The organism is Chryseotalea sanaruensis (assembly GCF_003990915.1).
In the GTDB taxonomy this organism is placed as follows: Bacteria; Bacteroidota; Bacteroidia; order Cytophagales; family Cyclobacteriaceae; genus Chryseotalea; species Chryseotalea sanaruensis.
In genome coordinates, this window is sequence record NZ_BHXQ01000002.1 from 243918 (window position 1) to 270110 (window position 26193).

The 26193-nt window shown below is 37.6% G+C and carries 22 protein-coding genes; 8 read left to right on the forward strand and 14 right to left on the reverse strand.

Annotation, left to right across the window (positions count from 1 at the left end; genetic code table 11):
- The first annotated feature begins 124 nt into the window (after positions 1 to 124).
- Positions 125 to 3145 carry an efflux RND transporter permease subunit gene (locus SanaruYs_RS05535; RefSeq protein ID WP_127121536.1) on the forward strand — a complete coding sequence of 1007 codons (3021 nt, stop codon included), beginning with the start codon at positions 125 to 127 and terminating at the stop codon, positions 3143 to 3145.
- Between the two features lie 127 nt (positions 3146 to 3272).
- Here the strand turns inward: SanaruYs_RS05535 and SanaruYs_RS05540 are convergent, their stop codons facing one another.
- From SanaruYs_RS05540 to SanaruYs_RS05570, 7 genes are all read right to left on the reverse strand, one after another.
- The gene (locus SanaruYs_RS05540) at positions 3273 to 6353 is read right to left on the reverse strand and encodes an efflux RND transporter permease subunit (protein ID WP_127121537.1); all 3081 of its coding nucleotides are present in this window, start codon (positions 6351 to 6353) and stop codon (positions 3273 to 3275) included.
- Between the two features lie 74 nt (positions 6354 to 6427).
- Entirely contained in the window at positions 6428 to 6895 is a 468-nt protein-coding gene (locus SanaruYs_RS05545; RefSeq protein WP_127121538.1) for a MaoC family dehydratase, read from the reverse strand.
- A 155-nt stretch (positions 6896 to 7050) separates the two neighbouring features.
- Positions 7051 to 9834, reverse strand: coding sequence for a translation initiation factor IF-2 (gene infB, locus SanaruYs_RS05550; protein WP_127121539.1), 2784 nt, complete (start codon positions 9832 to 9834; stop codon positions 7051 to 7053).
- Positions 9835 to 9905: 71 nt separating this feature from the next.
- Positions 9906 to 11150 carry a transcription termination factor NusA gene (nusA, locus tag SanaruYs_RS05555; RefSeq protein WP_127121540.1) on the reverse strand — a complete coding sequence of 415 codons (1245 nt, stop codon included), beginning with the start codon at positions 11148 to 11150 and terminating at the stop codon, positions 9906 to 9908.
- Between the two features lie 8 nt (positions 11151 to 11158).
- On the reverse strand, positions 11159 to 11629 hold the full coding sequence (rimP, locus tag SanaruYs_RS05560) for a ribosome maturation factor RimP (RefSeq protein WP_127121541.1): 471 nt from the start codon (positions 11627 to 11629) through the stop codon (positions 11159 to 11161).
- A gap of 138 nt (positions 11630 to 11767) precedes the next feature.
- The gene (locus SanaruYs_RS05565; RefSeq protein ID WP_127121542.1) at positions 11768 to 12760 is read right to left on the reverse strand and encodes a UDP-glucuronic acid decarboxylase family protein; all 993 of its coding nucleotides are present in this window, start codon (positions 12758 to 12760) and stop codon (positions 11768 to 11770) included.
- Complete coding sequence (locus tag SanaruYs_RS05570; protein WP_127121543.1) at positions 12750 to 14066, reverse strand: UDP-glucose dehydrogenase family protein; 1317 nt, start codon at positions 14064 to 14066, stop codon at positions 12750 to 12752. Before SanaruYs_RS05570 ends, SanaruYs_RS05565 begins: the two co-directional genes overlap by 11 nt.
- Positions 14067 to 14204: 138 nt before the next feature.
- Here SanaruYs_RS05570 and SanaruYs_RS05575 point away from each other — a divergent pair, with 138 nt between their 5' ends.
- From SanaruYs_RS05575 to hpf, 4 genes are all read left to right on the forward strand, one after another.
- A complete protein-coding gene (locus SanaruYs_RS05575) occupies positions 14205 to 15374 on the forward strand; it encodes an acyl-CoA dehydrogenase family protein (RefSeq protein ID WP_306307924.1) in 1170 nt (389 codons plus the stop codon).
- A gap of 54 nt (positions 15375 to 15428) precedes the next feature.
- Positions 15429 to 15623 (forward strand): 30S ribosomal protein S21, encoded by a 195-nt coding sequence (gene rpsU / locus SanaruYs_RS05580; RefSeq protein WP_127121544.1) that lies wholly within the window; start codon positions 15429 to 15431, stop codon positions 15621 to 15623.
- A 99-nt stretch (positions 15624 to 15722) separates the two neighbouring features.
- Positions 15723 to 16601, forward strand: a complete 879-nt coding sequence (locus tag SanaruYs_RS05585) for a phage lytic cycle repressor MrpR family protein (protein WP_127121545.1) — start codon at positions 15723 to 15725, stop codon at positions 16599 to 16601.
- Between the two features lie 103 nt (positions 16602 to 16704).
- On the forward strand, positions 16705 to 17007 hold the full coding sequence (gene hpf / locus SanaruYs_RS05590) for a ribosome hibernation-promoting factor, HPF/YfiA family (protein ID WP_127121546.1): 303 nt from the start codon (positions 16705 to 16707) through the stop codon (positions 17005 to 17007).
- Between the two features lie 70 nt (positions 17008 to 17077).
- On the opposite strand, the gene SanaruYs_RS05595 is transcribed toward hpf, so the two are convergent.
- From SanaruYs_RS05595 to dxs, 3 genes are all read right to left on the reverse strand, one after another.
- Positions 17078 to 17824 carry a hypothetical protein gene (locus SanaruYs_RS05595; protein WP_127121547.1) on the reverse strand — a complete coding sequence of 249 codons (747 nt, stop codon included), beginning with the start codon at positions 17822 to 17824 and terminating at the stop codon, positions 17078 to 17080.
- Positions 17825 to 17987: 163 nt separating this feature from the next.
- Positions 17988 to 18752, reverse strand: coding sequence for an alpha/beta fold hydrolase (locus SanaruYs_RS05600; protein ID WP_127121548.1), 765 nt, complete (start codon positions 18750 to 18752; stop codon positions 17988 to 17990).
- A gap of 1 nt (position 18753) precedes the next feature.
- On the reverse strand, positions 18754 to 20682 hold the full coding sequence (dxs, locus tag SanaruYs_RS05605; RefSeq protein ID WP_127121549.1) for a 1-deoxy-D-xylulose-5-phosphate synthase: 1929 nt from the start codon (positions 20680 to 20682) through the stop codon (positions 18754 to 18756).
- Positions 20683 to 20853: 171 nt separating this feature from the next.
- Between dxs and SanaruYs_RS05610 the strand changes: the two genes are divergently transcribed.
- From SanaruYs_RS05610 to gwsG, 3 genes are all read left to right on the forward strand, one after another.
- Entirely contained in the window at positions 20854 to 21633 is a 780-nt protein-coding gene (locus SanaruYs_RS05610) for a segregation and condensation protein A (protein ID WP_127121550.1), read from the forward strand.
- Between the two features lie 89 nt (positions 21634 to 21722).
- Positions 21723 to 22991, forward strand: a complete 1269-nt coding sequence (locus tag SanaruYs_RS05615; protein ID WP_127121551.1) for an HlyD family secretion protein — start codon at positions 21723 to 21725, stop codon at positions 22989 to 22991.
- A gap of 62 nt (positions 22992 to 23053) precedes the next feature.
- On the forward strand, positions 23054 to 24025 hold the full coding sequence (gene gwsG / locus SanaruYs_RS05620) for a grasp-with-spasm system ATP-grasp peptide maturase (protein WP_127121552.1): 972 nt from the start codon (positions 23054 to 23056) through the stop codon (positions 24023 to 24025).
- Positions 24026 to 24042: 17 nt separating this feature from the next.
- Here gwsG and gwsS read toward each other — a convergent pair whose 3' ends face one another.
- The 4 genes from gwsS to SanaruYs_RS20065 form a co-directional block, all read right to left on the reverse strand.
- Positions 24043 to 25071 (reverse strand): grasp-with-spasm system SPASM domain peptide maturase, encoded by a 1029-nt coding sequence (gene gwsS / locus SanaruYs_RS05625; protein WP_160118589.1) that lies wholly within the window; start codon positions 25069 to 25071, stop codon positions 24043 to 24045.
- On the reverse strand, positions 25058 to 25282 hold the full coding sequence (locus SanaruYs_RS20060; RefSeq protein WP_160118590.1) for a hypothetical protein: 225 nt from the start codon (positions 25280 to 25282) through the stop codon (positions 25058 to 25060). The genes gwsS and SanaruYs_RS20060 overlap by 14 nt, the downstream gene beginning before the upstream one ends.
- Positions 25283 to 25287: 5 nt before the next feature.
- Entirely contained in the window at positions 25288 to 25950 is a 663-nt protein-coding gene (locus SanaruYs_RS05630; RefSeq protein ID WP_127121554.1) for a hypothetical protein, read from the reverse strand.
- A gap of 64 nt (positions 25951 to 26014) precedes the next feature.
- Complete coding sequence (locus tag SanaruYs_RS20065) at positions 26015 to 26182, reverse strand: hypothetical protein (RefSeq protein WP_160118591.1); 168 nt, start codon at positions 26180 to 26182, stop codon at positions 26015 to 26017.
- Between the last annotated feature and the right edge of the window lie 11 nt (positions 26183 to 26193).

A 26193-nucleotide genomic window follows, 5' to 3' on the forward strand; every position in this document is an offset into this window, starting at 1 on the left:
TTAAACCCCATTGTCTGTGAGCTTACACACTAGCTAACATCCACTCAAAAAACATTCAAATCCTCTAATTGAGTTCGGGTAGCAGAATATCTCATGACTAATATTATATTGGTCTTTATTTTTAATGCTACGCTTCTTACTTCAACGACCTATTGCCATTACTATGTGTTTGATTGTCTCCGCGGCAATAAGCATAGTGGCATTCTGGCAACTACCTGTTTCTTTACTCCCTGCTATTGATGTACCTGAAATCACTATCTCCGTCAAATCTCCAAATAGCTCCGCTCAGGAAATTGAACAAAATATACTTAAAACCATACGGGAAAATATGCTTAGCCTCAATGGTTTAAAAGCCGCAGAAAGCATAGCACAAGACGAAACAGGGCGGGTGTCTCTGCACTTTGAGTATGGTACCAATATGACTTTGTCTTATATAGAAGCCAATGAAAAAATTGATCGGCTTACACCTCAGCTACCGCAAAATCTTGAAAGACCCATTGTAATAAAATCCAGTACTGCGGATCTTCCCATTGTACGCATACAGGTTTCGCCCAAAAACGAAAATGATATACTTCAATTATCAGAGCTTACCAGCAAAGTTTTAAAACGAAGGCTTGAACAGCTAGCTGGTGTTGGCCTTGTTGATATTAATGGAACAGTTAAGCGGGTTATACGCATAGCACCTAACTATGAGGTGCTAAAAAGTTTAAACTTAAGTGAAAGTACTATTGCACAAACCATTGAAAACGCTAACCTCGACCTGGGCTCTGTCTCTGTGAAAGATGGTAATTATCGCTATTTTTTAAAACTAAGTGCTAAGGTTACAAATCCCGAAGACGTAGAGAATCTTCCCATTCTATTGCCTGAAGAAAAGGGTGTTATTAAACTAAAAAATGTTGCAAACATTTATTACGAGGCCGAAAAACCATTGGGCTTTCATTTGTATGGTTCACAACAAGGCTTGGTTATAACGGTGCATAAACAGATGCAGGCTAAAATGCCCGAGCTGATGCCCGTCTTATATAAGGTTGTTGAGCAGTTTAAAGCAGACTATCCACAATTTGAATTTGATGTAACTCAAGATCAATCGCTATTGCTTACACTTAGTATTAATAATTTGTCGCAGTCGCTTTTGTGGGGTGGGCTTTTTGCTTTTGCTGTACTTTTTCTTTTTATGCGTGGCTGGCGCGAGCCGCTGATTATGGGTATCGTACTTCCTGTTTCATTATTACTGGCCTTTTCATTATTCTACGCATTTAACATCTCGCTAAACATTATTTCGCTCAGTGGTTTGGCGCTAGGGCTAGGCATGTTGGTTGATAACTCTATAGTTGTTATCGACAACATAATGATGAAACGCAAGGAGGGATGTGATCTTCTTGATAGCTGTGTGGTGGGCACCCAGGAAGTAATAGTACCCTTATTAAGTTCTGCGTTAACCAATATGGCTGTTTTCATTCCGCTTATTTATATGAGTGGAATAACAGGGGCTTTATTCTTCGATCAGGCCTTATCGATTGCTGCCATATTGAGTGTTTCGATACTATGCACTTTTATTGTTGTACCATTAATATACATTTTATTCTTTAAGAATAGAAAATCAGAATTACAAGCTGATAGTTTCTTTTTTGAAAAAATGAAGGATGCCTACGAGCGTTCTTTTCTATTTATCTGGCAACATAAAAAGTTAAGTTTGTTATTGATGAGCATGCTTATTCCAATAGCCGTTGCTTTACTCTTTTTATTACCTAAACAAGGATTTCCTGAAATAGAAAGAACAGAAACAATTATTGAAATAAATTGGAATGAACCCATAGATGCTGTAGAAAATAAACAACGCACCATAAAGTTTATAGATTATTGTACGGAATTTACGAAACAGGCCGAGGCAGATATCGGTCACCAACAATTTTTGCTAAGTACTGAAAATTATTCTGTGCAGCATGCATTAGTATATTTAGCTTACCATAATGCCAACGATAAAATTAAATCAGATCCACGATTTATCGAATACTTCTTAACAAATTATCCACTGGCTAAAATAAAGGTCTCTGCAGCCCCTAATTCTTTCGAGCAATTATTCCAAACATCAAGACCTGTATTAGAAGCCCGCTTCCGTGACAATGAAAAAACAATTCAGCTATCTGAAGATCAAGTCAATGATTTATTGCAGATTACTGAAGCAAAAGCAATTGCAGTAAAAGGCAAGGGTCTAGAGACTGAAACAATGGCCTACATTTACATTGATTTCGATAAACTAAAGTTATATCAACTCAATTATCAAGATGTTATCAGGCAGCTAAAAATTGCTTTTGGGGAATATCAAATTACTGATTTTAAAAGTTTTGGAGATGTAACACCGGTTTTGTTTAGCCAATACAATATTGATTTTGAATCAGCCTTACGTGCTATAGAAATAAAATCAGTAAGTGGCATTAATTATCCACTTAAGGATTTTGTGACTTACGAATTTAAAGACAGCTTCAAGAATATAACAGCTGATGCAGCTGGTGTATATCAATCTATTTCACTTAGCAATTTCGATGATCCGTCAGTATTAGAACCAATCTTCACAACCTTTGCTAAGCAACAAAATCTTGTCGTAGATTTAACAGGCACCTGGTTCGAAACCAAAGAAAACCTGAGCAGCCTGATACTCATTTTACTTGTTTCAGTTCTTTTAATGTATTTCATTCTAACTGCTGAGTTCGAATCATTGAAACAACCCTTTCTTGTTATGCTTACTTTTCCACTAGGTTTTGCCGGAAGCCTGATGCTGCTTTGGATTAGTGGTGGTTCGCTTAACATTATGTCTGGCATTGGTATGATTGTGGTGTTGGGTATTTTAGATAATGATGCTATTCTGAAAATTGATAGAATAAATAAACTCAGAGAAACACTTCCTTTGGAGAAAGCTATTAAACAGGCGGGTCTAGACAGGTTGAAACCAATTGTGATGAACACCTGCACTAACGTGTTGGCCATTACCCCTATTATATTTTCATCAGGTATAGGCGCTGATCTACAAAGACCCATAGCCATTACAACTATTGGCGGGCTAATTGTTGGCACTTTTACTGCACTATATTTTGTGCCATTACTCTATTGGTTTAGTTCATCTAAAAAGAATAAAGCTCTACAATAGCAGATCAATAAAGTTCTTTGCTGACTCTTTACATATTGAAATAGCGCTAGAGATATTCTTTTTAGTATGCACATACTATGCTACTGATCTTAATAGCTATTGCATTTGTTCAGAAAGAATTTAGACGTTATGATTTATCTACCATAAGTATTGGTTGTACTAATGCAATCGAAATTACTGATACAATTAGGCCGCCAATTGTTCCAGCTGCCAGAGAAAACCAGAAAATTTCATGCTGGCCACCAATTAAAAATGGCACCAGCCCCATGCAAGTTGACAATATAGTGAGTGTAATAGGTCTTAGTTTAATAAATGTGCTTTTAATGAATTCTCTTCTGTTCTTTTTTCTTTTTTGATTGAAATCATTCAAAATAAAAATGCTTGAGTTAACTACTAATCCACCTAACAACACAAATGCTGCATAACCTCCCTGATCGAAATACAGATCAAATAATGAAAAGCTTAGAAAGAGACCAATAAATGATATAGGTATACTTATAATTACATAAAAGGGTTGCTTTAAACTTTCAAATAATATTGCAGATATACAATAAATACCAATAATTAAGAGAAGTAGTAAACTATACTGTCTTTTTGTTTTTTCCCACGAAAATGACCAATTCAGTTTTTCTGCTAAATAGCCTGGCGGCATAATTGTGCTGAGTTCAGTTAAAACTTCAGTTAAGTATTTATCCCCGAACTGATAGCTTCCATAATAATCAAAACCAACTTGGCGAATGTATTGTTTGTTTTCTTTATGAATGGCATTTGCTGTTTTCTCCTTGATTAGTTCAGCAGTATTTGTAAGTTGATATTGTACTTGATCAGACCTTTGATAATCGTTCAATACATCAAAAGTGGAGTAGGTTTCGCCATTAGCTGGCGCTACATAAAGTGGTATAGATTTACCATTCAAATTTAAACTACCAGATGCATACTCAAGTGCTGTTTTCTCCTGCAGATTTAGAGCAATTCTGGCAGGTGTCAAAGCCAAACCGCTTAGTTTATCTTTATCAATACTTAAAACGAAATGCTCAATAGATCGATCGTTCCAGCTAAGTCTTTCATTTGTATTAACTTTTTGAATGCGCTTATGTTTTAGAAGTTTATCCGATAAAATCTGAGACTGGGCTTCAAGTTCTTCATAATTATAACCCTTCATACTTACCTTGAAGTTTGGTAGAGACTCCCCTGAACTATTACTAAAAGCTCTTCCAACACCATAAATATTCCAGTCCACACCACCCCAATCTAATGATTGGGCAATAAGTCTGCTTTTTAGCTGGTAAGGCAACGATCCATTCTCAACCTTCTTTTCAAAAAAAATTACTATTGAACCTCTTTGTCCGGAATTTACATTTGTAATAAATTTTTTAATGCCTTGTACCGACTGGAGATAAGTCTCCATAAAACGGATAACTCTATCCATATCATTAAGCGTGTTGCCCTGAGGAAGCGATGCCTCAATGTAAAGCGCAGTTCTTTGTGGATCTCTATAGCCCGACCTTTCATAAACGTCTCTTATAAAAAGTCTTAATGCACCACCCAAAATTTTATCAGTTACAGGTCTTATCTGATCCTGATAAAGTTCACTTCCTACTGTGCTGTTGTACCACTCGTGGTCATCCCACTTTGCAGGTAATAGAAAAATAGGAATACCAAAGCAGAGCACTAAAAGACCAATGACAACTCTTCGGTAACTTGAAAGTATTGTTATTAGAGTTGAGTAGTTATTAAAAAATTTAATTCTCATCCTCGATGCTGAACTGAATAACTTATTGTTATACGATGCGCCTGAACGAGTAAGCTTATAAAGTGCTGGTATATAAAACAGCGACACCAAAATTGAACAGAAAAGACTTATGGCAACTATTATACAAAACTCCGTCAAGTTTTGTCTTTCTTGTTCTGGCAAAAAGAGCACCAATAACAAGGCCATAATGGTCGTCATCGTGGCTCCTAGTACAGCGCTGTAAATACTTTTACCCGCCCTTCTTTCCAATTGATCTAACACTACAATAGCATTGTCAATAATGAGACCGAAAGAAATTGTGATACCTGCAATGGTATAAAGGTGAATTGAGATTTTTAAAAAATAGCCGATCAGTGAAGTAATACTTAAAGTAACCAATATTCCCGTAAACAGAATTAATAAATGTCTCCAGTTTCTATATGCAATCAGTATAAAAACTAAGAGTATTAATACTGAAAGTAGTGCTCTTGTATAGTTTTTCTCAATTTCTTTTGTTAAAAACTCCGTATCATCGTAGTCTAACTCAATAGCATAATCCAAAGGCAACTTTGCCTTAAGTTGATCCACACTTTCTTTTATTGTATTTGCAAGATCTAACCTGTTTACTCCCTCATCAGCAAATACTGATAATGAAATTGAATTTAATCCATTTACACGCTGATAATTTCTCTGCTTACTTTCTTGAATTGAGATAGTCGCTAAATCATTTAACTGTATTAATCCTGATGTTGTTGGTAGTTTTATATGCTCTATTTCCTCAATGGATTTCAAATTGTTATCAACTTTGATAGCCAACTTTTGTCCGGAAGCTAAGAATAAAGCACCAGGAAAAAACGAACTAAACTCATCCTGAAGAATCGCATGGATTTGTGATGGCGCTATATTATGTATGCTCAGCTTATCAACATCATAATCAACACTAATTTGAAGACCCTCTGCCCCGTAAACACTTACCTCTCTGATTCCCTGTATTAAGGAAAGTGAATTCACGAATATTTTTCCGACAGTCTCTTTAATTTCGAAGGAAGCATACGGTGCATTGATCTTATACAGTAATATGGGTTGTTTGCTGACATCTGTTTTGCCTCGTTGTTCAATTTGAGGGTATGTTAATGCTTTATGTAACTTTGGATATAACTGACGAATACTTGATGAGACTTCAAATTTTTTAAAATCCAAATCTACATCCCTGTCAAAAGTTATTTCTATTGTTCCGCTATACAGTGATGATATTGAGTAAATATTTTGTATTCCACCAATTTGAGATAATACTGATTCCAAAGGTGAAGTTGCTTCTTGTTCAATCAACTCAGGGGTAGCACCGGTAAGTTGGTATGTTACAACGAGCTTTGGGAGATTGTTATCTGGATTGAGGTCAACAGAAAATTTAGGCAAAAGCAAAATGCCAATAGCCGAGGCAAATATAAATGCAACGAGAATCTTAAAATGGCTCAATGAGTTAAATTATAGAAATCAATATACTAACAAATTAGTCAATCTCTGATTACCTAAAGTTTAGTTTGTAACAACTAAGATTGATTAAAATGATATAGAAACACAATTGTCCCAGTAAATGCAGGCTTAGGATTATCTTTGATCTCAAGCGTAACTTCCATTTCAGTTTTAGCTATGCCTCGTAAATTGGTTAACGCCGAAAGCTTTACTCTTAGTCGAACCTCACTATTGACTAATACGGCCTGATTGAACTTAAGCTTTTCGATGCCATAGTTCACCAACATTTTTACATTTTTAATATCGGCTATCTCCTCCCACAAATATGGAACCAGCGAAAGAGTTAAATAACCATGCGCAATGGTTGATTTAAACTGACTTTGGGAAGCTCTCTCGGGATCTGTATGTATCCATTGGTGATCTAGGGTGGCATCTGCAAACTTATTAATCTGCTCTTGTGTAATGGTCAGGTAATTGGATACACCCAACTCAAGGCCTATGTGCTTTTCAAATTCAGCGATACTACCAACAGAAAATTTACTCATTTAGGGAAGTTTGTATAAGTAAGGTAGCAAGTTTTTAATTCAGATTAAACTTTGCCGTATAATAATTGCATCACTTGTAAGGGGGAATGAATATCTAAAAATAAAAAAGCCTTTCTGAAAAATCAGAAAGGCTTTTACTTTTATAAAAACTGAGATTATAACGTTCTCTTCACTTCTCTCATTTCGTAGCTTTCAATTACATCGCCTACGAGTATGTCATCAAAACCATCAATACGGATACCGCAATCAAAGCCTGTACGTACTTCGCTTGCATCGTCTTTCATACGCTTCAATGAACTTAGTTTACCGGCATAAGTAACTATACCATCTCGAATTAATCGCATAGGATTACTACGCTTGATAGAACCATCGGTTACCATACAACCTGCAATGGTACCTACTTTAGAAATCTTGAATACCTCACGCACTTCTGCATTACCCACAATGACTTCTTCTTCCTGAGGTGCCAACATGCCTTCCATCGCAGCCTTCACTTCGTTGATGGCATCATAGATGATTGAGTACATACGTATCTCAATCTCTTCATTCTCAGCTAAACGTTTAGCTGAACCTGAAGGACGCACCTGGAAACCAATGATGATCGCATCAGAAGCTGAAGCTAACAACACATCAGATTCTGAGATCTGACCAACACCACGGTGGATGATGGCTACTTGTACTTCAGCTGTTGATAATTTCAACAATGAATCTGACAAGGCTTCAACTGAACCATCCACGTCACCTTTAACAATAACATTCAATTGCTTGAACGAACCTATTGCTAAACGCCTACCAATTTCATCAAGTGTAATGTGCTTACGTGTACGTATGCTTTGTTCACGCTGTAATTGTGAGCGCTTACCTGCTAATTCTCTTGCCTCACGGTCAGTTTCCATGATCTGGAATTTCTCACCTGCTTGTGGTGCCCCTTCCAAACCAAGTACAACTACCGGTGTAGATGGCCCTGCCTCTTTTACCTTTTTACCAGTGTCGTCAAACATCGCTTTTACACGACCGTAATTCGCACCGGCAACCATAATATCACCAACCTTTAAAGTCCCGGCTTGCACCATGATGGTGGCAACATAACCACGGCCTTTATCCAATGAAGCTTCAACAACTGAACCAACCGCTGGTTTGTCAGGGTTTGCTTTCAAGTTTAATATTTCTGCTTCCAGTAAAACTTTCTCTAATAGATCTTCAATACCTTGTCCGCTTTTCGCAGAAACTTCCTGGCACTGATATTTACCACCCCACTCCTCTACAAGAATGTTATTCTTCGAAAGTGATTCACGAACCTTATCAGGGTTTGCTGTTGGCTTATCAATTTTATTAATCGCAATAACAATAGGTACACCAGCAACCTGTGCGTGGTTAATTGCCTCTTTTGTTTGCGGCATCACATCATCATCAGCAGCCACTACAATAATAGCAATGTCAGTAAGTTTTGCACCACGGGCACGCATCGCTGTAAAGGCTTCGTGACCTGGAGTATCAAGGAATGCAATTTTGTTACCCTTCTTAGTTATAACATCATACGCACCAATGTGCTGCGTGATACCACCTGCTTCCGATGCTGTAACTTTTGTTTTACGGATGTAGTCAAGCAAGGATGTTTTACCGTGATCAACGTGACCCATGATGGTTACAATCGGTGCTCTGTCTTGTAAATCCTCTTCAGCATCATTTGATTCCTCAACACCTGTTTCATCTTCAGTAGAGATAAACTGAATTTCATATCCAAATTCATCTGCAATTACTGTTATCGCTTCTGCATCCAGACGTTGGTTAATAGATACGAACATGCCCAAACCTAAACAAGTTGAGATAACATCGTTAACAGAAACGTCCATCATTGAAGCAAGGTCATTAGCAGAGATAAACTCTGTCACCTTTAGAATTTTTGATTCCTTTTGTTCTTCAATGGCACGTTGCTCTGCTGCATCTGTATAAGCCTGACGCTTTTCCTTTCTATACTTAGCACCTGTTGCTTTTTTAGCACCACCTCCACTAAGTTTAGCAAGGGTTGCCTTAATTTTTTCCTGAATTTCCTGCTCTGTAGGTTCTGCCTTAGGGGTACGTGGTGACTGCTGTTGTTGCGGTCTGTTACCACCTCCACGCTGAAATTGCTGTGGTCTGTTGCCACCACCTTGTCCTTGCTGATTTGGTGGTGCATTAGAAATTCTTTTACGCGGACGCTTATGTTTATCATCGCGCACATCAGATGATGCGACAGGATCTTTTTTCTTTTCAGAAGGTAATTGAATTTTACCCAATACATTCAAGCCTTGAAGTTTTTCTGCTGTTGCTTTTATAACCTCTTGCGGTTTCTCTTCAGGCGCTTTTTCAGCGACAACCGGCTTAGGTGCATCCGGTATTTTTTCTTCTTTAACTTCTTTAGCCTTCTCGACAACTGGTGGTACAACCTTTACTTCTGGTTTAGGTTTTACCTCAGCTACTGGTGCAGGTTCTGGTGCCTTCTCTTTCTTAACAGGCTCTTCTTTCTTCGCCTTCGGTTTAGGTTCCAGGTCAATTTTATCAACAACCTTTAATCCTTCTAATTTAGGTTTCTCAACCTCTACCTTGGTAGATGGTTGTGGCTTAGGTTCCTCCTTAGGCTTCACCTCTTTTGCACCAATATTCTTTATCAGAATACTTTCTTCGTCTTCAGCCTTCTTTTTATGAACTTCCTTCTCAGGCTCAATTACTACATTCTCGATATGCTTGATACCAATTTGCAAATTGGATGCTTCGAGTTTTTCAGTTGCAGATGAGGCATACTCTTTAGAAAGCAATGCATATTGCTCAGGAGTAAGCTTAGCGTTAGGGTTGTTTTCAACCACATGGCCTTTATTCGCCAAAAACTCTATTATGGTGTGCAATCCCACGTTGAGTTTTCGCGCTGCCTGGCTCGCCCTTATCATCTTATCTTCTGCCATACTGTAAGTTTGCTCTTTTTTCGCGTAAAGCGGTTTTGTTTTTGTTAAAAATCGATGGATTATCTAAAAATCTATTCGAATTCTTTCTTCAATACTCCAAGAACCTGCTCTACAGTTTCTTCTTCTAAATCTGTTCTGCGCACTAGCTCTTCTTTTGATAGGGCTAGTACACTTTTTGCTGTGTCTAAACCGATGCGTTTTAATTCATCGATAATCCAGCTTTCAATTTCGTCAGAGAATTCAACAAGATCAACATCTTCATCAAGCATGCCTTCTTCAACATCTCTGAATACATCTATCTCGTAGCCAACCAAACGGCTTGCCAACTTGATGTTTAAACCACCTTTACCAATAGCCAATGACACTTGATCGGGCTTAAGGAATACAGAAATACGTCCGTTCTCCTTATCCGCTTTTATACTGGTGATCTTAGCAGGGCTTAATGCACGCTGCACGTAAAGCTCCAGGTTTTCTGTATAGTTAATAACATCGATATTCTCATTCTGCAATTCACGCACAATAGAATGAATACGAGATCCCTTCATACCCACACAAGCACCTACGGGATCTATGCGGTCATCGTAAGATTCCACAGCAACCTTGGCACGCTCACCTGGCTCACGGACAGCATTCTTAATGGTGATTAAACCATCATACACTTCTGGCACCTCCTGCTCAAATAAACGCTCGATAAAAACAGGCGATGTTCTTGATAAAATGATTTTAGGATTACCATTTATCATTTCAACTTTATGAACAATTGCACGCACGTTTTCACCCTTGCGGTAGCGGTCTTTATGAATTTGTTCGCTACGCGGAATAGCAATTTCGTTACCTTCTGCGTCAATCAACAAAACCTCGCGGCTAAGAACCTGGTATACTTCCCCAGTGATGATTTCGCCAACCAGATCTTTATATTTCTGAAATAAAATATCTTTTTCAAGGTCTTTTACCTTCTGAATTAAGGTTTGACGGGCAGTGGTAACTGCTCTTCTTCCAAAATCCTCAATGTACATTTGTTCAGAAACCTCTTCACCCACTTCAAAATCAGGCTCGATTTTACGTGCATCTGTCAGGCTGATTTTATCGTGATCCCAGATGTCTTCAGAATTATCGTCAACAATTTCGCGGACACGGTAAATCTCCAAGTCACCTTTATCGGCATTGATAATGATATCGAAGTTGCTATCCTCTACAAATTTCTTGCGAATCATGTTACGGAATACATCTTCCAGGATACGAATCATCGTAGGTCTGTCAATGTTTTTCTGCTTCGCGAATTCTGCAAATGATGAAATTAATTCATGCGCGTCCATTGCTGTTTTTATTTAAAGGAAACTGTCACAAATGCTTTATCTATTAATTCAAAAGGAATGGTTAAATCCTTCTCTTCTGCTTTTTTTCCTTTACCACTTTTTTGTGAAAGGGTAATGGCACTTTCTGTTACCGCTGTAAGTGTACCTTCTGCAGGTGTATTTTCTTCTTTCACCTTAACTTTTAGTGTACGGCCAATATTTTTCTTGTATTGTCGGTGTAACTTCAGCGGCTGATCTAGTCCTGGAGTAGTTACCTCAAGTAAATAATTCTCATCTACCTCAGGTTGTTCATCCAGGCTTTCAGAGAGTTTTCTGCTCAAATTAGCGCAGTCCTCAATAGAAACTCCGTCATCACCATCCAACACAACCAATATTTTACCTGGCTTACGTTTCATAACAGCGCTTACCTCAACGATAAATAAACTATCGTTGCTCAATAGGCCTTCCGCAAGTTGTCGTATGTTATCTGCCAGATCCATAAAAGTTGAAAATCAAAGAGGGGACTTTAAGGTCCCCTCTTGACAATTTCATAGAAAGTGCTGCAAATGTAGCTCTTTTTTCATTTATGGCAAAATTATGCCAACTAAAGTTCTGCTGTTACCAGCCTATTTCTAGTGTTATCGAATGTATTTATCAAAATCCTTATGCTCCCGCTGGTACAAAACTTCAGTTGGCAAGGTTTTAAAATACTCATAGGTAATTTTCAAACCTTCAGCACGCGAAACTTTGGGAGTCCAGCCAAGAAGACTTTTAGCAAGTGTTATGTCCGGTTGGCGCTGCTTGGGATCGTCCTTTGGTAGTTCCTTAAATATTATTTTTTGATCCGTGCCCGTAAGTTTAATAATCTCCTCAGCAAACTGAAGAATGGTGATTTCATCAGGATTACCAATGTTAACTGGTAAATGATAATCAGACATAAGTAAACGGTAAATGCCCTCCACCTGATCGTCAACATAACAGAAAGACCTGGTTTGTGAGCCATCACCAAAAACAGTAAGGTCTTCACCCCTTAAAGCCTGTCCAATAAAGGCTGGCAACACTCGCCCATCATTCAGGCGCATGCGTGGACCGTAAGTATTAAATATGCGCAGTATACGCGTGTCTACTTTATGATATGTATGATAAGCCATCGTCATCGCTTCTTGAAAACGCTTGGCTTCATCATAGACACCACGTGGGCCTATAGGATTTACATTACCATAGTACTCTTCAGTCTGAGGATGTACTAGTGGATCCCCATATACCTCAGAGGTTGATGCAATAAGAATTCTCGATTTTTTATCGCGAGCCAAACCCAATAGGTTGTGTATTCCCAATGATCCAACTTTTAAGGTCTGAATTGGAATTTTCAGGTAATCAATCGGGCTTGCTGGCGAAGCAAAATGAAGAATGTAATCCAATTGCCCAGAAACATGTACAAAGTTTGAAACATCGTGATGATAGAATTCAAAATCAGGGTGTTTAAACAAGTGTTCTATATTACGCAGATCGCCTGTTATCAAATTATCCATGGCAATAACATGCATGCCCTCTTTAATGAACCTTTCGCACAAATGCGATCCTAAAAAACCGGCTGCGCCCGTTATGAGTATTCTTTTCTTATTTGCCATTGATAACCTCTCTTCCTATGCTGTAATATGTATAACCTAACTCACGCATTTGCTGTAAGTCGTAAAGATTTCTTCCATCAAAAATTGCCTTATTATTAAGCAGCGTTGATAGTTTCTCAAAATCCGGTGTTCTGAATTCCGGCCATTCAGTTGCTATAAAAAGTGCATCAGCATCTTTAGCTGCCTCATAAGGATTTTCGCAGAACTGTATCTTACTACCAAAAATTGTTTTCACATTCTCCATCGCTTCAGGATCACTTACCTTTACAATAGCTCCTTCACTTAAAAGTGATTCTATATTTTCTAAAGCAGGTGCCTCTCTTATGTCGTCAGTATGGGGTTTAAAAGCCAATCCCCAAACAGCTACTGTTTTACCTTCTAAACTGTTTTTAAAATAATGCTTGATGGCTGCTATCAGTTTAGTTTTTTGAGATGCGTTAACATCCATCACAGCATTTAATATTTTAAAATCGTACGCGGCATCTTTAGAAGACTTGGCTAAAGCCTGCACATCTTTTGGAAAGCAGCTGCCACCATAACCTATACCTGGAAAAAGAAAGCGTTTACCTATTCTGCTATCAGTTCCAATTCCCTTTCTAACAGCATCAACATCTGCACCCATTAACTCACAAAGATTAGCAATCTCATTCATGAAAGTGATTTTGGTTGCCAAAAAGGAGTTAGCTGCATATTTAGTAAGCTCTGCAGAACGTTCATCCATAAAGATGATAGGATTGCCCTGTCTTACAAATGGTGCATATAATTGCTCCATTACTTTTTTTGCCTTCTCTGAGGTTGTACCGATGACAACACGATCAGGTTTCATAAAATCTTCAACGGCTACCCCTTCTCTTAAAAACTCAGGGTTAGACACTACGCTAAACTCAACTTTTGCATTAGCAGCAATACGGTCGCGAACCCTCTCTGCTGTACCAACCGGAACAGTGCTCTTGTCAACAATTACACTAAAAGATCTTAATAAAGGCCCTAAATCATCAGCAACTTTCAATATGTATTTTAAGTCAGCTGATCCATCTTCACCTGGAGGAGTGGGCAGTGCTAAAAAAATTATTTGAGCATCCTTAATGCCTTCAGCCAGGTCTGTGGTAAAAAATAGTCTTTGTTGCTTAAGATTTCTTTCAAATAGCTGCTCAAGGCCTGGCTCGTATATGGTAATCTTTCCTGATTTGAGTTTCTCTACTTTATTAATATCTATATCGACACAAGTGACGGTGTTGCCTGTTTCTGCAAAACACGTACCTGTCACCAGTCCAACATATCCTGTTCCTATTACCGCTATTTTCATTTTATCAGATTTGAGGTGCGAAAATACTCATTAAGGCAATGATTTTTAGTGATGAACATCATCAGTTACTGACCAAACTAACATTCGTTTGTAAAACAACACAATATCTATACCTTTGAAGTCTATTTATTAAAGAACATGGAAACACTTGTTGAGAAAGAAAAGACAATAAGCTTTGAAGAGACTGAGAATCAGCGAATGATCGCCCAAATGATTCGCGATTTTGGAGCTAAAGAAATTAAACCTAAAATGATGGAGTGGGATGAGTCTCAAGAATTTCCGGTTAAGCTTTTTAATAAGCTCGGGGAACTCGGACTTATGGGAGTGCTGGTGCCACAAGAATACGGTGGAGCCGGGTTTGGCTATTTAGAATACGTTACGGCAATTGTAGAGCTCTCAAAAATAGACGGATCTATCGGTCTATCCATGGCAGCGCACAATTCATTATGTACTGGTCATATACTAAGCTTTGGAAATGAGGCTCAAAAGCAACAATATTTACCCAAGTTAGCTTCCGGTGAGTGGATTGGAGCCTGGGGTTTAACGGAGCCCAATACAGGCTCTGATGCAGGAAACATGAGAACTGTTGCCGTAAAAGATGGAGATCACTATATTATTAATGGTGCTAAAAATTTCATTACACACGGTAAATCGGGTAATGTGGCTGTAGTCATTGTAAGAACAGGTAATGTGGGTGACTCTCACGGCATGACTGCTTTTATTATTGAAAAGGGTACACAAGGCTTTACTTCTGGTAAAAAGGAAAACAAATTAGGCATGCGTGCCTCAGAAACTGCAGAACTTATTTTTCAAGACTGTCGTGTGCATAAGTCACAAATGCTTGGAAATGAAGGTGAGGGATTTATCCAAGCCATGAAAATTTTGGATGGTGGTCGTATTTCAATAGCCTCATTAAGCCTAGGTATTGCCATAGGTGCTTTTGAAGCCGCTTTGAAATATTCCCAAGAGAGGCATCAGTTTAACCAAGCTATCTCCAAGTTTCAGGGCATTGCTTTTAAACTTGCCGATATGGCTACAAAAATTGAGGCCGCCAAGCTTTTGACCTACCGAGCTGCTGATATGAAAAGTAAAGGCTTTAATGTTAATAAGGAGTCTGCCATGGCCAAGCTTTATGCCTCAGAAATTGCTGTTGAAGTAGCAAACGAAGGTGTGCAGATTTTTGGTGGTTACGGTTATACTAAAGACTTTCCAGCTGAGAAGTACTATCGCGATGCTAAACTGTGTACTATTGGCGAGGGGACATCAGAAATTCAAAAATTGGTGATTTCAAGAGCAGTTTTGAAATAAATTTGCAGAAGTTATACCAGAAACCCTATATTTGCAGCCCTAATACATAAGATCATGTTAGTTATCAACATCAAAGAAAACGAGTCAATTGATAAAGCTCTTAAGCGCTTTAAGAAGAAGTTTGAAAAAACTGGCGTTTTGCGTGAATTACGCAGTCGTACAGCTTTTGAAAAGCCATCTGTGCGCAGAAGAACACAAATTATTAAGGCTGCTTATATTCAGAACTTAAGAGATCAGGAGGCTCAATAAGCCGCCTTTTTTATTAACAATATTTCCACAATCCCTGGAAGGTATTTCCTTTCGGGGATTTATTTTTTACATTGCTCTGGTAGCCGTTGAATCCAGAGCATGATAGATCCTTTCCTACGTTATCTTGAATTTGAAAAACGTCTCAGCAAACACACGCTGATTGCATACAAAGGAGATCTCCTGCAATTCAAGTCCTTCCTTAAAGAAACTTATGAAACTGAAGATTTAACCTCTGCTAACTATGGCATGGTGCGCTCATGGATTGCACAATTAGTAGATGAGAAAAATGAACCCAGGTCAGTAAATCGCAAAATTGCTACCTTAAGAGCTTTTTTTAAGTTTTTGATGCGACAGGGGAGTCTCTCAAAAGATCCTTTGCTTAAAATTATGGTGCTTAAGACCCAAAAACGGCTCCCCTCATTTGTGCGCGAAGAAGAAATGAATCAAATGCTTGACCATGTAGTTTTTGAAGATTCTCTTGAAGGTCACCGCGATAGGTTAGTTATGGAGCTATTTTATGGTAGCGGTATGCGTTTGGCAGAGTTACTCCAATTGGGCGACAAGTCCATTAATTTCAAAAATAGAACCCTTAAAGTTTTAGGAAAAAGAAATAAAGAGAGAGTTATCCCTTTCAGCGAATCTCTCGTTCAAATAATTAAGCGGTATCAACAGGCACGCGACAAAGTGCTTGTAAAATCCGAACACGGATTATTAATAGTAACTGATAATGGTAAACCTGCCTACCGAATGATGGTACAACGCATTGTGAAAAAATATCTTAACACAACGAGCTCTGATAAAAAAAGTCCTCACGTATTGAGGCATACCTATGCAACGCACTTATTAAATAAAGGTGCGGAAATAAATGCCGTAAAGGATTTACTTGGCCATAGTAGCTTGGCGGCAACGCAAGTCTATACGCACAACACCATGGAGAAACTGAAAAAAACTTTTGAGCAAGCTCATCCAAAAGCCTGATATACAACTAAAACCAACGCTTATGTAAAATTTAGTAAGAGCAACCCAAAGCCGATGGGTAAAAGACAAAGGCATCTTATGTTCAACCTTAAATTTTAGTGCTATGAAGTTACAAGTTCATTCTATCCACTTTGATGCAGACAGAAAACTGATTGATTTTATTCAAAAAAAGGTCACAAAGCTGGAAACGTTCTACGATCGTATGGTAGATGGAGAAGTCTTTCTTCGATTAAACAATGAGGGTATTGATAACAAAACGGTTGAAATAAAGCTAAATGTACCTGGCAATAATCTCTTCGCAACGGAGAAAGCAAAGTCGTTCGAAGCTGCTGCTGACATGGCTACTGAGGCGCTCCGGAATCAGTTAAAAAAATTCAAGTCTAAAGTAAAAAATGGAAGAGCTTAAGGATTATTCTCATACAATAAAAAAAGGGCTTCAAATGAAGCCCTTTTTAGTTTAGGAGGTTTTGTAAAGTTTAAGCTGTTGCCGACTCTAATTTAGTGGCTGCCTTAAGGTGTACTGTCTTTTTGCCCTTATAACCGCAGTACCCGCATTGGAAATGCTTTAAAAGCTCACCTTCCTCCATTGCTGTGGGTACTTTAATAATTTCTTCTTTTACCACCTTGAAAGTCTGGTAATTACATTCTGGGCATTGCAATGCATGTAAGTGACCTGAGTAGCGTTCAATTTTAATGAAACCAGTTTCTTCATCTTTCCACACATCGTAGTCAACAGAGAAAACATTTTCTTCAGCGATCATACCTTCATCCAGGTAAGCATCTTCTTCTTCTTCGCTAAGCAACTTCATTGCCTTGCCAGTTTTAGGAGAAACGCGCGGCTTATAACGTAAAGCGCGCAAACGCTTTTCAATGTAGAATGGGTAGTAAAACTTAAGTAAGTTCTGGAAGATAAGGGCTACAATAAGACCCATCGAAACAGTTGTGAATACGCGAACTACGATCCAAAGAGCATTCAACTCTTCCACATTAGAATTTGCCAGGAAGCAACCCCCAATAACCGCAATTATAACGGCTATCCAAAGAATGCGGATTTCATGACGGTTAATAAAGTCGTACTTGTCTTTAGCCTCTCCTACGGCAGCTAATCTTACTAGATATCCAAGAATCAGCAAAGCAGTTGCCGCCCAAAAAGCGTAAGCAATCTGCATGGCTGCCTGGTTCCATTGGTCATAGTGGGCTGAATGATCGTAAAGTGGATCCATATTTTAAGGGTTGGGTGTTTGGGTTTCTTTTGTAAACAAATATAAAAGTTCGATAATTTACTACCTAATGTGGTGGTATTTGCCACAAAACAGAACTCAATTTACTACTGTTTTTTAATATTTGACAACTGAGTTCTTAAAAATGATGCAAGCTTTGTCTGAACTAGTGAATATGCGATAAAAACTCCTTAATAATGGTGAGGCATTCCACAGGAGATTCAACCATCCCCATATGGCCAACATCGGTTAAAACATGAATAGTGGCCTTCTTAGGTAATTTAGACTGCTCAATCAGGGCTTTTACGGGTATAACACTGTCATTCTCTCCTGCTAAAAATAATATGGGATTTGGAAATTTTTTTAACAAAGAAATTCGTTCCGGGCGGTCGCGCATAGCCCCCAGGTAGTGTGTAACTGTTTCTTCTGATGTAGCAATAGCCATTTGCTTAACTGCACTAACAGCCGTATGGTTAGGGTCTGCAAACAATGGAGGCACAAAATTGCTGGTAAATGCAAGTGCTCCATTCTTCTTTACAAAGTCAATTGTCTTAGTTCTTGCTTCTTTTTTCTCCTCAGAATCTGCCAATGCCGAGGAATGAAAAAGGCAAAAGGCTGAAAAAATATCGGGGCGTGCCTCAACCATGGCAAGACTTACATAGCCTCCCAACGAATGCCCTATAAGAAAAACATCATTCAGTCCTAGATTAACCAGCACATCGTTAATCTGCCCAGCTATTTCATTAAGCGTGAAAGGGCTTTTTTCGGGTAAAGGACTTTGACCAAAACCGGGTAAATCGAACGCCAGTATCCTATAATCGGCTGAGAGATTTTCAGAGAATTCTTTCCAGATAACATTTGTCTCAAGAAAGCCATGTAGTAAAACTACCGGCTGACCATTTCCCGAATCGCTGTAGAACAGCCTCGTCATTTTATAGCGTAATTTTTGAAACCAGCTCTAACATTTCAATTACGGTTCGTTCAATTCCCTCCGGATCAAAACCACATTCTTTGTGCAACTCTAATTGCTCACCATGCTCTACAACTGCATCAGGAATACCAAGTAATTTGACTTCTGCCTTATAGTTGTGCTCTGCCATAAACTCTAGTATTGCACTGCCAAAGCCTCCTTGCACACAACCATCTTCAACCGTGATTATCTTGGTGTAGTTGCTAAAAATTTCATGCAGCATAACTTCATCCAAAGGCTTTACAAAACGCATATCGTAGTGTCCAATATGAACGTTTTGTTTTTCCAGCTTATCACAGACTTCAACACCGTAGTTTCCAATGTGGCCTATTGTAAGAATAGCTAGATCCTCTCCTTCTCTTAATTTTCTGCCTTTGCCTATTTCTATTTCCTGCATGGGTAAGCGCCAGTTAGGCATTACACCTTGTCCGCGAGGATAACGAATGCTGAAAGCATTTTCCTTTCGTGGCTTTGCAGCAGTAAACATGAGGTTACGCAACTCCTCTTCATTCATTGGTGAAGCAATAATCATATTGGGAATGCAGCGCATGTAGGCAATATCATATGCACCATGGTGTGTAGGGCCATCAGCACCAGCAAAACCAGCTCTGTCGAGGCAGAAGTTTACTGGTAAATTTTGAATGCAAACGTCATGCACAACCTGATCAAACGCGCGTTGCATGAAAGAGCTATAGATGTTACAAAAAGGAATAAGGCCTTGGGTAGCCAGGCCGGCAGAAAATGTAACCGCATGTTGCTCAGCTATACCCACATCAAAAGCACGGTCAGGCATCTCCTTCATCATAATATTCATGGAAGAACCTGAAGGCATAGCCGGGGTAATACCCATGATTTTATCATCGGCCTTAGCCAATTCTACCAAGGTGTGACCAAACACGTCCTGATATTTAGGCGCTTGAGGCTTTTCGTAAGTTTTCTTATGAATTTCTCCAGTTATTTTATCGAAAGTGCCCGGTGCATGCCAGGTTGTAGCATTACCCTTTTCAGCAGGGCCGTAGCCTTTTCCTTTCACTGTAACACAGTGTAGTAGTTTGGGGCCTTTTATATTTTTCAGATCATTTAAAACATGCACCAAATGGTCCACATCATGACCATCTACAGGTCCAAAATAACGGAGATTAAGCGATTCAAAAAGATTACTTTGACTTAGTAATGTTGATTTGATGCCATTTTCTACTTTGCTCACAATTTCCTGAGCATTTTTCCCAAGGTTAGGGAGTTTGCCAAGCATATTCCAAACCTCATCTTTTAATTTATTATAAACCTTTGAGGTTGTAATGTCTGTCAGATAATCCTTTAATGCACCCACATTTGGGTCAATCGACATACAGTTGTCGTTCAGGATAATCAAAATATTGGAGTCAGATACGCCAGCATGATTCATGGCTTCAAAAGCCATACCTCCTGTCATAGCACCATCGCCAATAATGGCAACATGCTGTTTATCTTCAATACCCATGTATTTGGAGGCCATGGCCATACCTAAGGCGGCAGAAATTGATGTAGAAGAGTGACCTACACCAAAGGTGTCATACTCACTTTCTTTACGCTTTGGGAAGCCTGAAATACCGCCATAAACTCTGTTTGAATGGAAACTATCTCTGCGTCCGGTTAAAATTTTGTGCCCATAAGCCTGGTGGCCTACATCCCAAACTAATTGATCGTAAGGTGTCTTAAAAACGTAATGAAGGGCTACTGTTAACTCCACAACGCCCAAACTGGCGCCAAAATGGCCTCCATAAACAGAAACATTATCTACAATGAATTGGCGCAACTCCTCGCATAACTGCACAAGTTGTACCTGATCAAGTTTTTTAACGTCATCGGGTGAATTAATACCAGAAAGTAGCGGACCAGGAGTAATTAACATGTTACCTCATTTTGTATTTATGTTAAACAGATAATGAAAGTAAGTGTTTTACCCTGAAATTCAATATCTGAGCAACAATAAGGGTACAAAGGTATATAATTACAGAATCTCTATCTTCCTAAGGGCAAAAGCTGAAAATACTGCTTAATTTTGCCCTCCCAATTGGCTGCTATGACACAGGAAAATTTTGAGATAAAACTACCACTTTTCGAAGGCCCCTTCGATTTGTTGCTATTCTTCATTGAAAGAGATGAATTAGACATCAATGATATTCCTATTTCAAAAATCACGAATGATTTTCTAGACTACATACGTCAATTGGAAGTGTTGAATATAGAGGTAGCAAGCGAATTTATTTTGGTAGCCGCAACGTTAATGCGCATCAAATCCAAGATGCTTTTACCACGCCCTCAAATTGACGAGCAGGGCAATGAAATTGACCCACGTGAAGAATTAGTGCGCCACTTGATGGAGTACAAAAAGTATAAATCAGTAATGGAGAATTTTCAAAAGATGGAAGAGACCGAACTACTGAAAGAGAGACGTGGCAACCTAACAAAAGAATTAAGAGCTTTAGCAGAGAGCACCAATGTAGAAGCCGAGCTGCAAGATGTTGATGTATTTAAGTTGATGAGTGTATTTGAAAAAGTGTTAAAGCGCTTTGATGCAGAAAAAAATAAACCTGTTCACCAAGTGATTCAATATCCCTACACGATGGACGGGCAAAAAGATTTTATTTTGAACGAAGTGAAAGCCAGACAACGCGTGCCCTTTATAGAGTTGATTGAAAAATATAGCAATTCACGCATCGCGCTTATCTTTAACTTTCTTTCTATTCTTGAAATGCTGGCTGCTGGTAAAATCGGCATACAAGTAGGTGAAGGCTTTAATAATTTTTGGGTGACGGATAAGGCTTACGAAGAAACAACTGAAGGCAGCGTTACACAATAATAGAACGTTTTACAATATCAATAGACTCAATTAGAAGGCGCAAAATCTTTTGAGTCCTGTATTTTCCCACACTTTATACAAGTGTCTTTATGGAAGAATTTAGCAGGGCTCAACAAAACGAAATACGTAGTGTTGAAGTTCAAGAAATTATCAGCACTATACCTGGCGGTTTAATCAGAGTTGGTACTAGCATTATTTTTTGTGCACTCATATCTCTACTAGGCATTTCGTGGTTTATTCGCTACCCTGATGTGCTACAGGCCACTGTTGTTATTACTACGGATCCATCGCCTTACAGTTTGGTTAGCCGACAAAGTGGAAACATTACCTTATTAAAAAAAGATAATGAAACAGTAGTAGCAGGCGAGCCTATTGCTTACTTAAAAAGTAATGCTGATCCTTTTGCTGTGATTGGGCTAGAAGCAGTGCTAGAGCAGCAACAGAAGCTGATTATTAACTCAGATCATGTTAATCTTGGCGATCTGCAAAATGCTTATGCCAACACCATAAAGGCTGAAATTGCTTTAGATAATTTTCTGAATAATAAATCATTTGATCTTCAACTTGAACAACTTAATAGACAACTAAAGACTTACTCCAGGCTAAAAAGTGTTTTAGCAAAACAACAAGTGCTTGCTAGTCAAGAGTTAACATTGGCGCACGAGCGTTTTAAAACAGACTCTATTCTTTACAAAAAGGAAGTGCTTTCAACACTTGATTTTACAAATGCGAAAGCAACCTGGGTGCAGCAGCAAAGGCTCGCACAAAATGCGTATAGCGCATTGGTTAGTAACGAAATCCAGATGAATGATTTACGCAAACAGCTTGATGATACAGAGATAAAGAAACGTGAGGAAAATTATAGACTTGAGCAAGACGTACTGAGTACCCGCGAAATACTTCTCGGCCAGATTAAAACCTGGAAGGAAAATTACTTGTTTATCTCACCCACTGAAGGCCGCTTGTGTTTTAATGGGATTTTAGAGAACAACCTTTTTGTCAGTGCTGCAAAGGAGATTTTTAGCATTATTCCCCATGAAGGAAAAGTTATAGCAAGAGCACAGCTGCCCATACTGGGAGCGGGAAAGGTAAAAGAAGGGCAAGCGGTAAACATACGCTTAGACAATTATCCCTTTGCAGAATTTGGTATGCTAAAGGGAAAGGTGGCGCACATTGCAGAGCTGCCAGTTGAGGGTAAGTACCAACTTATTTTAGAAATACCACAAACATTGGTGACCACTCAAAAAAAACAGTTGGCATTCCGCCAGCAACTTAGTGGTACTACAGAAATTATTACTGAAGATTTGAGGTTGCTGGAAAGGTTTTTTTATCAGTTTAAGAAGATAATAAGTTTTTAATTGATCGACAATAAGTTAAAAATAATAAAAGTGTACAAGGTAGTTGACTTAAAAAACTAAAAATGATATTAATTTTTTCAGAAGAACAGGATTTTTCCACATGTGAGGTCATTGACTGGCTTAATTACTATGAGGTATCTTGGATACGACTAAATGATAATCAAATTGAAAATTTGATTATCATTCAAAATTTAAACCAAACTAAATTTACAATTGATTTAACAGATCATAAATTCAATTATAATCAAATCAGAGCCTACTGGTATAGACGTGGAAATCTGAAATATAAAATTAAAAACACAAAAGGTATTGATCAAAGCGTACTTACATATTTAGAAACAGAATGGAATTCAATAAGAACTTTCATTTACAATTTTATATTTGAAAATCTTCCCGGTATTGGCAATCCTAAAATATTGGACGACCTAAATAAAATCATAATTCTAGAAAGAGCAAAAAGCGTTGGACTATTTGTCCCTTCTACAATGATAACCTCAAAAAAATTTGAGCTTATTAATTTCTACAATTCCAAGGGTAGTATTATTACAAAAGGAGTACATAGGACAATAGAACTTAATTTGAACGAAGCAACCTACAGCTCATTAGCAGAGGAGTTATTAGAACAAGATATCGACAATATATCAGATACTTTTTTTCCTTCGCTTTTCCAAGAAAAGATAGATAAGGAGTACGAAATTAGAAGCTTTTATCTTAATGGAAGTTTTTACTCTATGGCTATGTTTTCACAACTTAATAAAGAGACTCTCACTGATTTCAGAAGCCCTTCAATAAAACCTCTAAGATCCGTTCCATATTCAATACCAAACAATATTCAAAATAGGCTTGGAAAACTTATGAAAAGTCTGAAACTAAATTCAGGATCAATTGACCTTGTTGTTGACAAAAAAGGAGATTTCTATTTTCTTGAAATTAATCCTATAGGGCAGTATGATAATTTATCAAAAAAATGTAACTACCACCTTGATAGGAAAATTGCGGAGCACCTAATAGAAATATCCAACAGCAGGACTTAGTGATTAAAATTGGCCAATTAAATCCATTTCATTTTATAAGGATCGTACCTACACTTTGAAGGTTTACTATAAATGTCATTTGAGTCAGTGATGTATGCTCTACAATCTGTACATACGTATCTGAATTCACAGTCTTTACAAACATCAATTTTATCTTTGTTTATTTCCCATATTGCTTTAAAATTTTTTCTTAATAAAGCAGAATGAAGGGATGTGTCATTGATATTACCATAATCTACAACCATAGAAGGACAATTTTTTATGTATCCCTTTGAGTCTACGGAAATCTTTCTGTTTAGGCAACTGTTAAAATTAACGGATTCGCTATAGGTTTCTATATTAACACTAAAATTAGAAACATGAATTGCACCACAATGATTTGAAGAATCAACTTCACTTGTAGAATAAATTATTCTGCCCATTTCCCCAAACGATCCCTTATGACCATTTATTATTCGACCAAAAGGGGCCGAATGCACTAAGATTCTGTATAATCTTGGATTTCTAATAATAAGGTTAGTTAAGTTTTCATCTCTTTCAAACTCACTTTCATACTTTATAATTAATTCGACTGACTTCAATGCAGTGTTCTTAAGAAGATAAAGTATTTTATCAATCTCTGAAACTGATTTAATCGAGAAAAACCTTAATTCAAGATCCTTACACCCCAGTTCATCTAATTGATTAAATAATGACTCGAAATCATGTCTTGAGTGAGAATCTATATCAATAATTGCATTAGTTATTTGGGATGGTGATTCCCATTTAAAATCTATGTCTAAGAAGCGCTCCGGTTCAAAAGTCCAAAATCCTAGTTCTTCAGTAATAAGATTTTCAATATATTCTTTAATAATGTTCCTCGTTTCAATCTCATAATCAATCATCACAAGCTCAAAATTTTTAATCCTACAATCTAGAATTATATCAATTATCTCATTAGGTATAGCCATCAAGACATTCCTCTGCAAATCACAAATCATCCCTCTAGAGGCTCCCTTAACAGGCATGCAGCAGGCATATAATAAAAAATATTTATTCCTGTTCATCTGGTGAGTCAACATTAAACGAGTCCTCAATAACTATCTTTGATATTGGCTTGTAATGACTATGAACAGGATAATTATTTGTGGAATATTTTTTCATTGGCACAAAGATAGAAAATTCAATCCTTTTAAGTTTTGGATAAACTCTTAGAAATTTAAAACTCACTGGTAAGGAAAATAAATTTTTGTCGAATATTTCTCTTTCCTTTTCCATAATCCTTATTTTAATTTTAATGGCTTCAGGCCTATTTCAATCCTTGCTTTGTTAGTTGCTTCAATATCTTTCGGTAAAGACTTGGCTATTTTTCCATCCTTACCAAGCAGCAATAGAGTATGATAAAGTTCTGGTTGATTATTTCTTAAAAGAAATTTGTCATACAAATTGGCAAGGGTTAAAGGATTCATTTTATCAGACTTAACTTCAATTAACAATATTGGATACATCTCTCTGATCCACGAATCATTCATGTGATACAAAACAGTGGTCAGTTTAGAACTTAATTTTTCTTCAAGAGGCCAACCAAATTCAATAATTAAGTTCTTTAAGTATATAGCGTTACACGAATCTATTTTCGTCTGTTTAAGACTAAGTTTTTGAAGAGCAGTGTCTTTTTCAATCAGATTTCTATCTAACCCTAATGTATATTTGTAGATTAATTTTCTAGGTAATTTGTTTAAAGAATCTAATTTCTCCTTACTTGTTACGCCAAATGCAAGGAATCCCCTATACTTCTGATCATTTTCATACATTAAGCTTATTTGTTTAGAAATATGTTTTGGTTCCGATTTCGGTTTTAAATTTTGTGAATTACACACATGCCCCTCTAATATTAAAAAGCATAAAATAGATTTCCCAACTGTTGATAAGCTCAGTCTGATCATTTTTTTAAGATAAAAAATTAGGGCTGTTCGCAAAACCAGCCCTAATGAAATAGTTGGTAAATTATTACTTTTCAACGAGTATATTACCATTTGGACATTGGTGATCACGAGAACCTTGTTGAGTTTGAGAGTCTACATACCAAGTATCCCAATATTCACCACCGCGAATACTTCTTAAATTTCTAATTTCGAATTTTTCGAATTTTTCAATTGATTTAATCCTTTTTTTCATAAAATTATTTT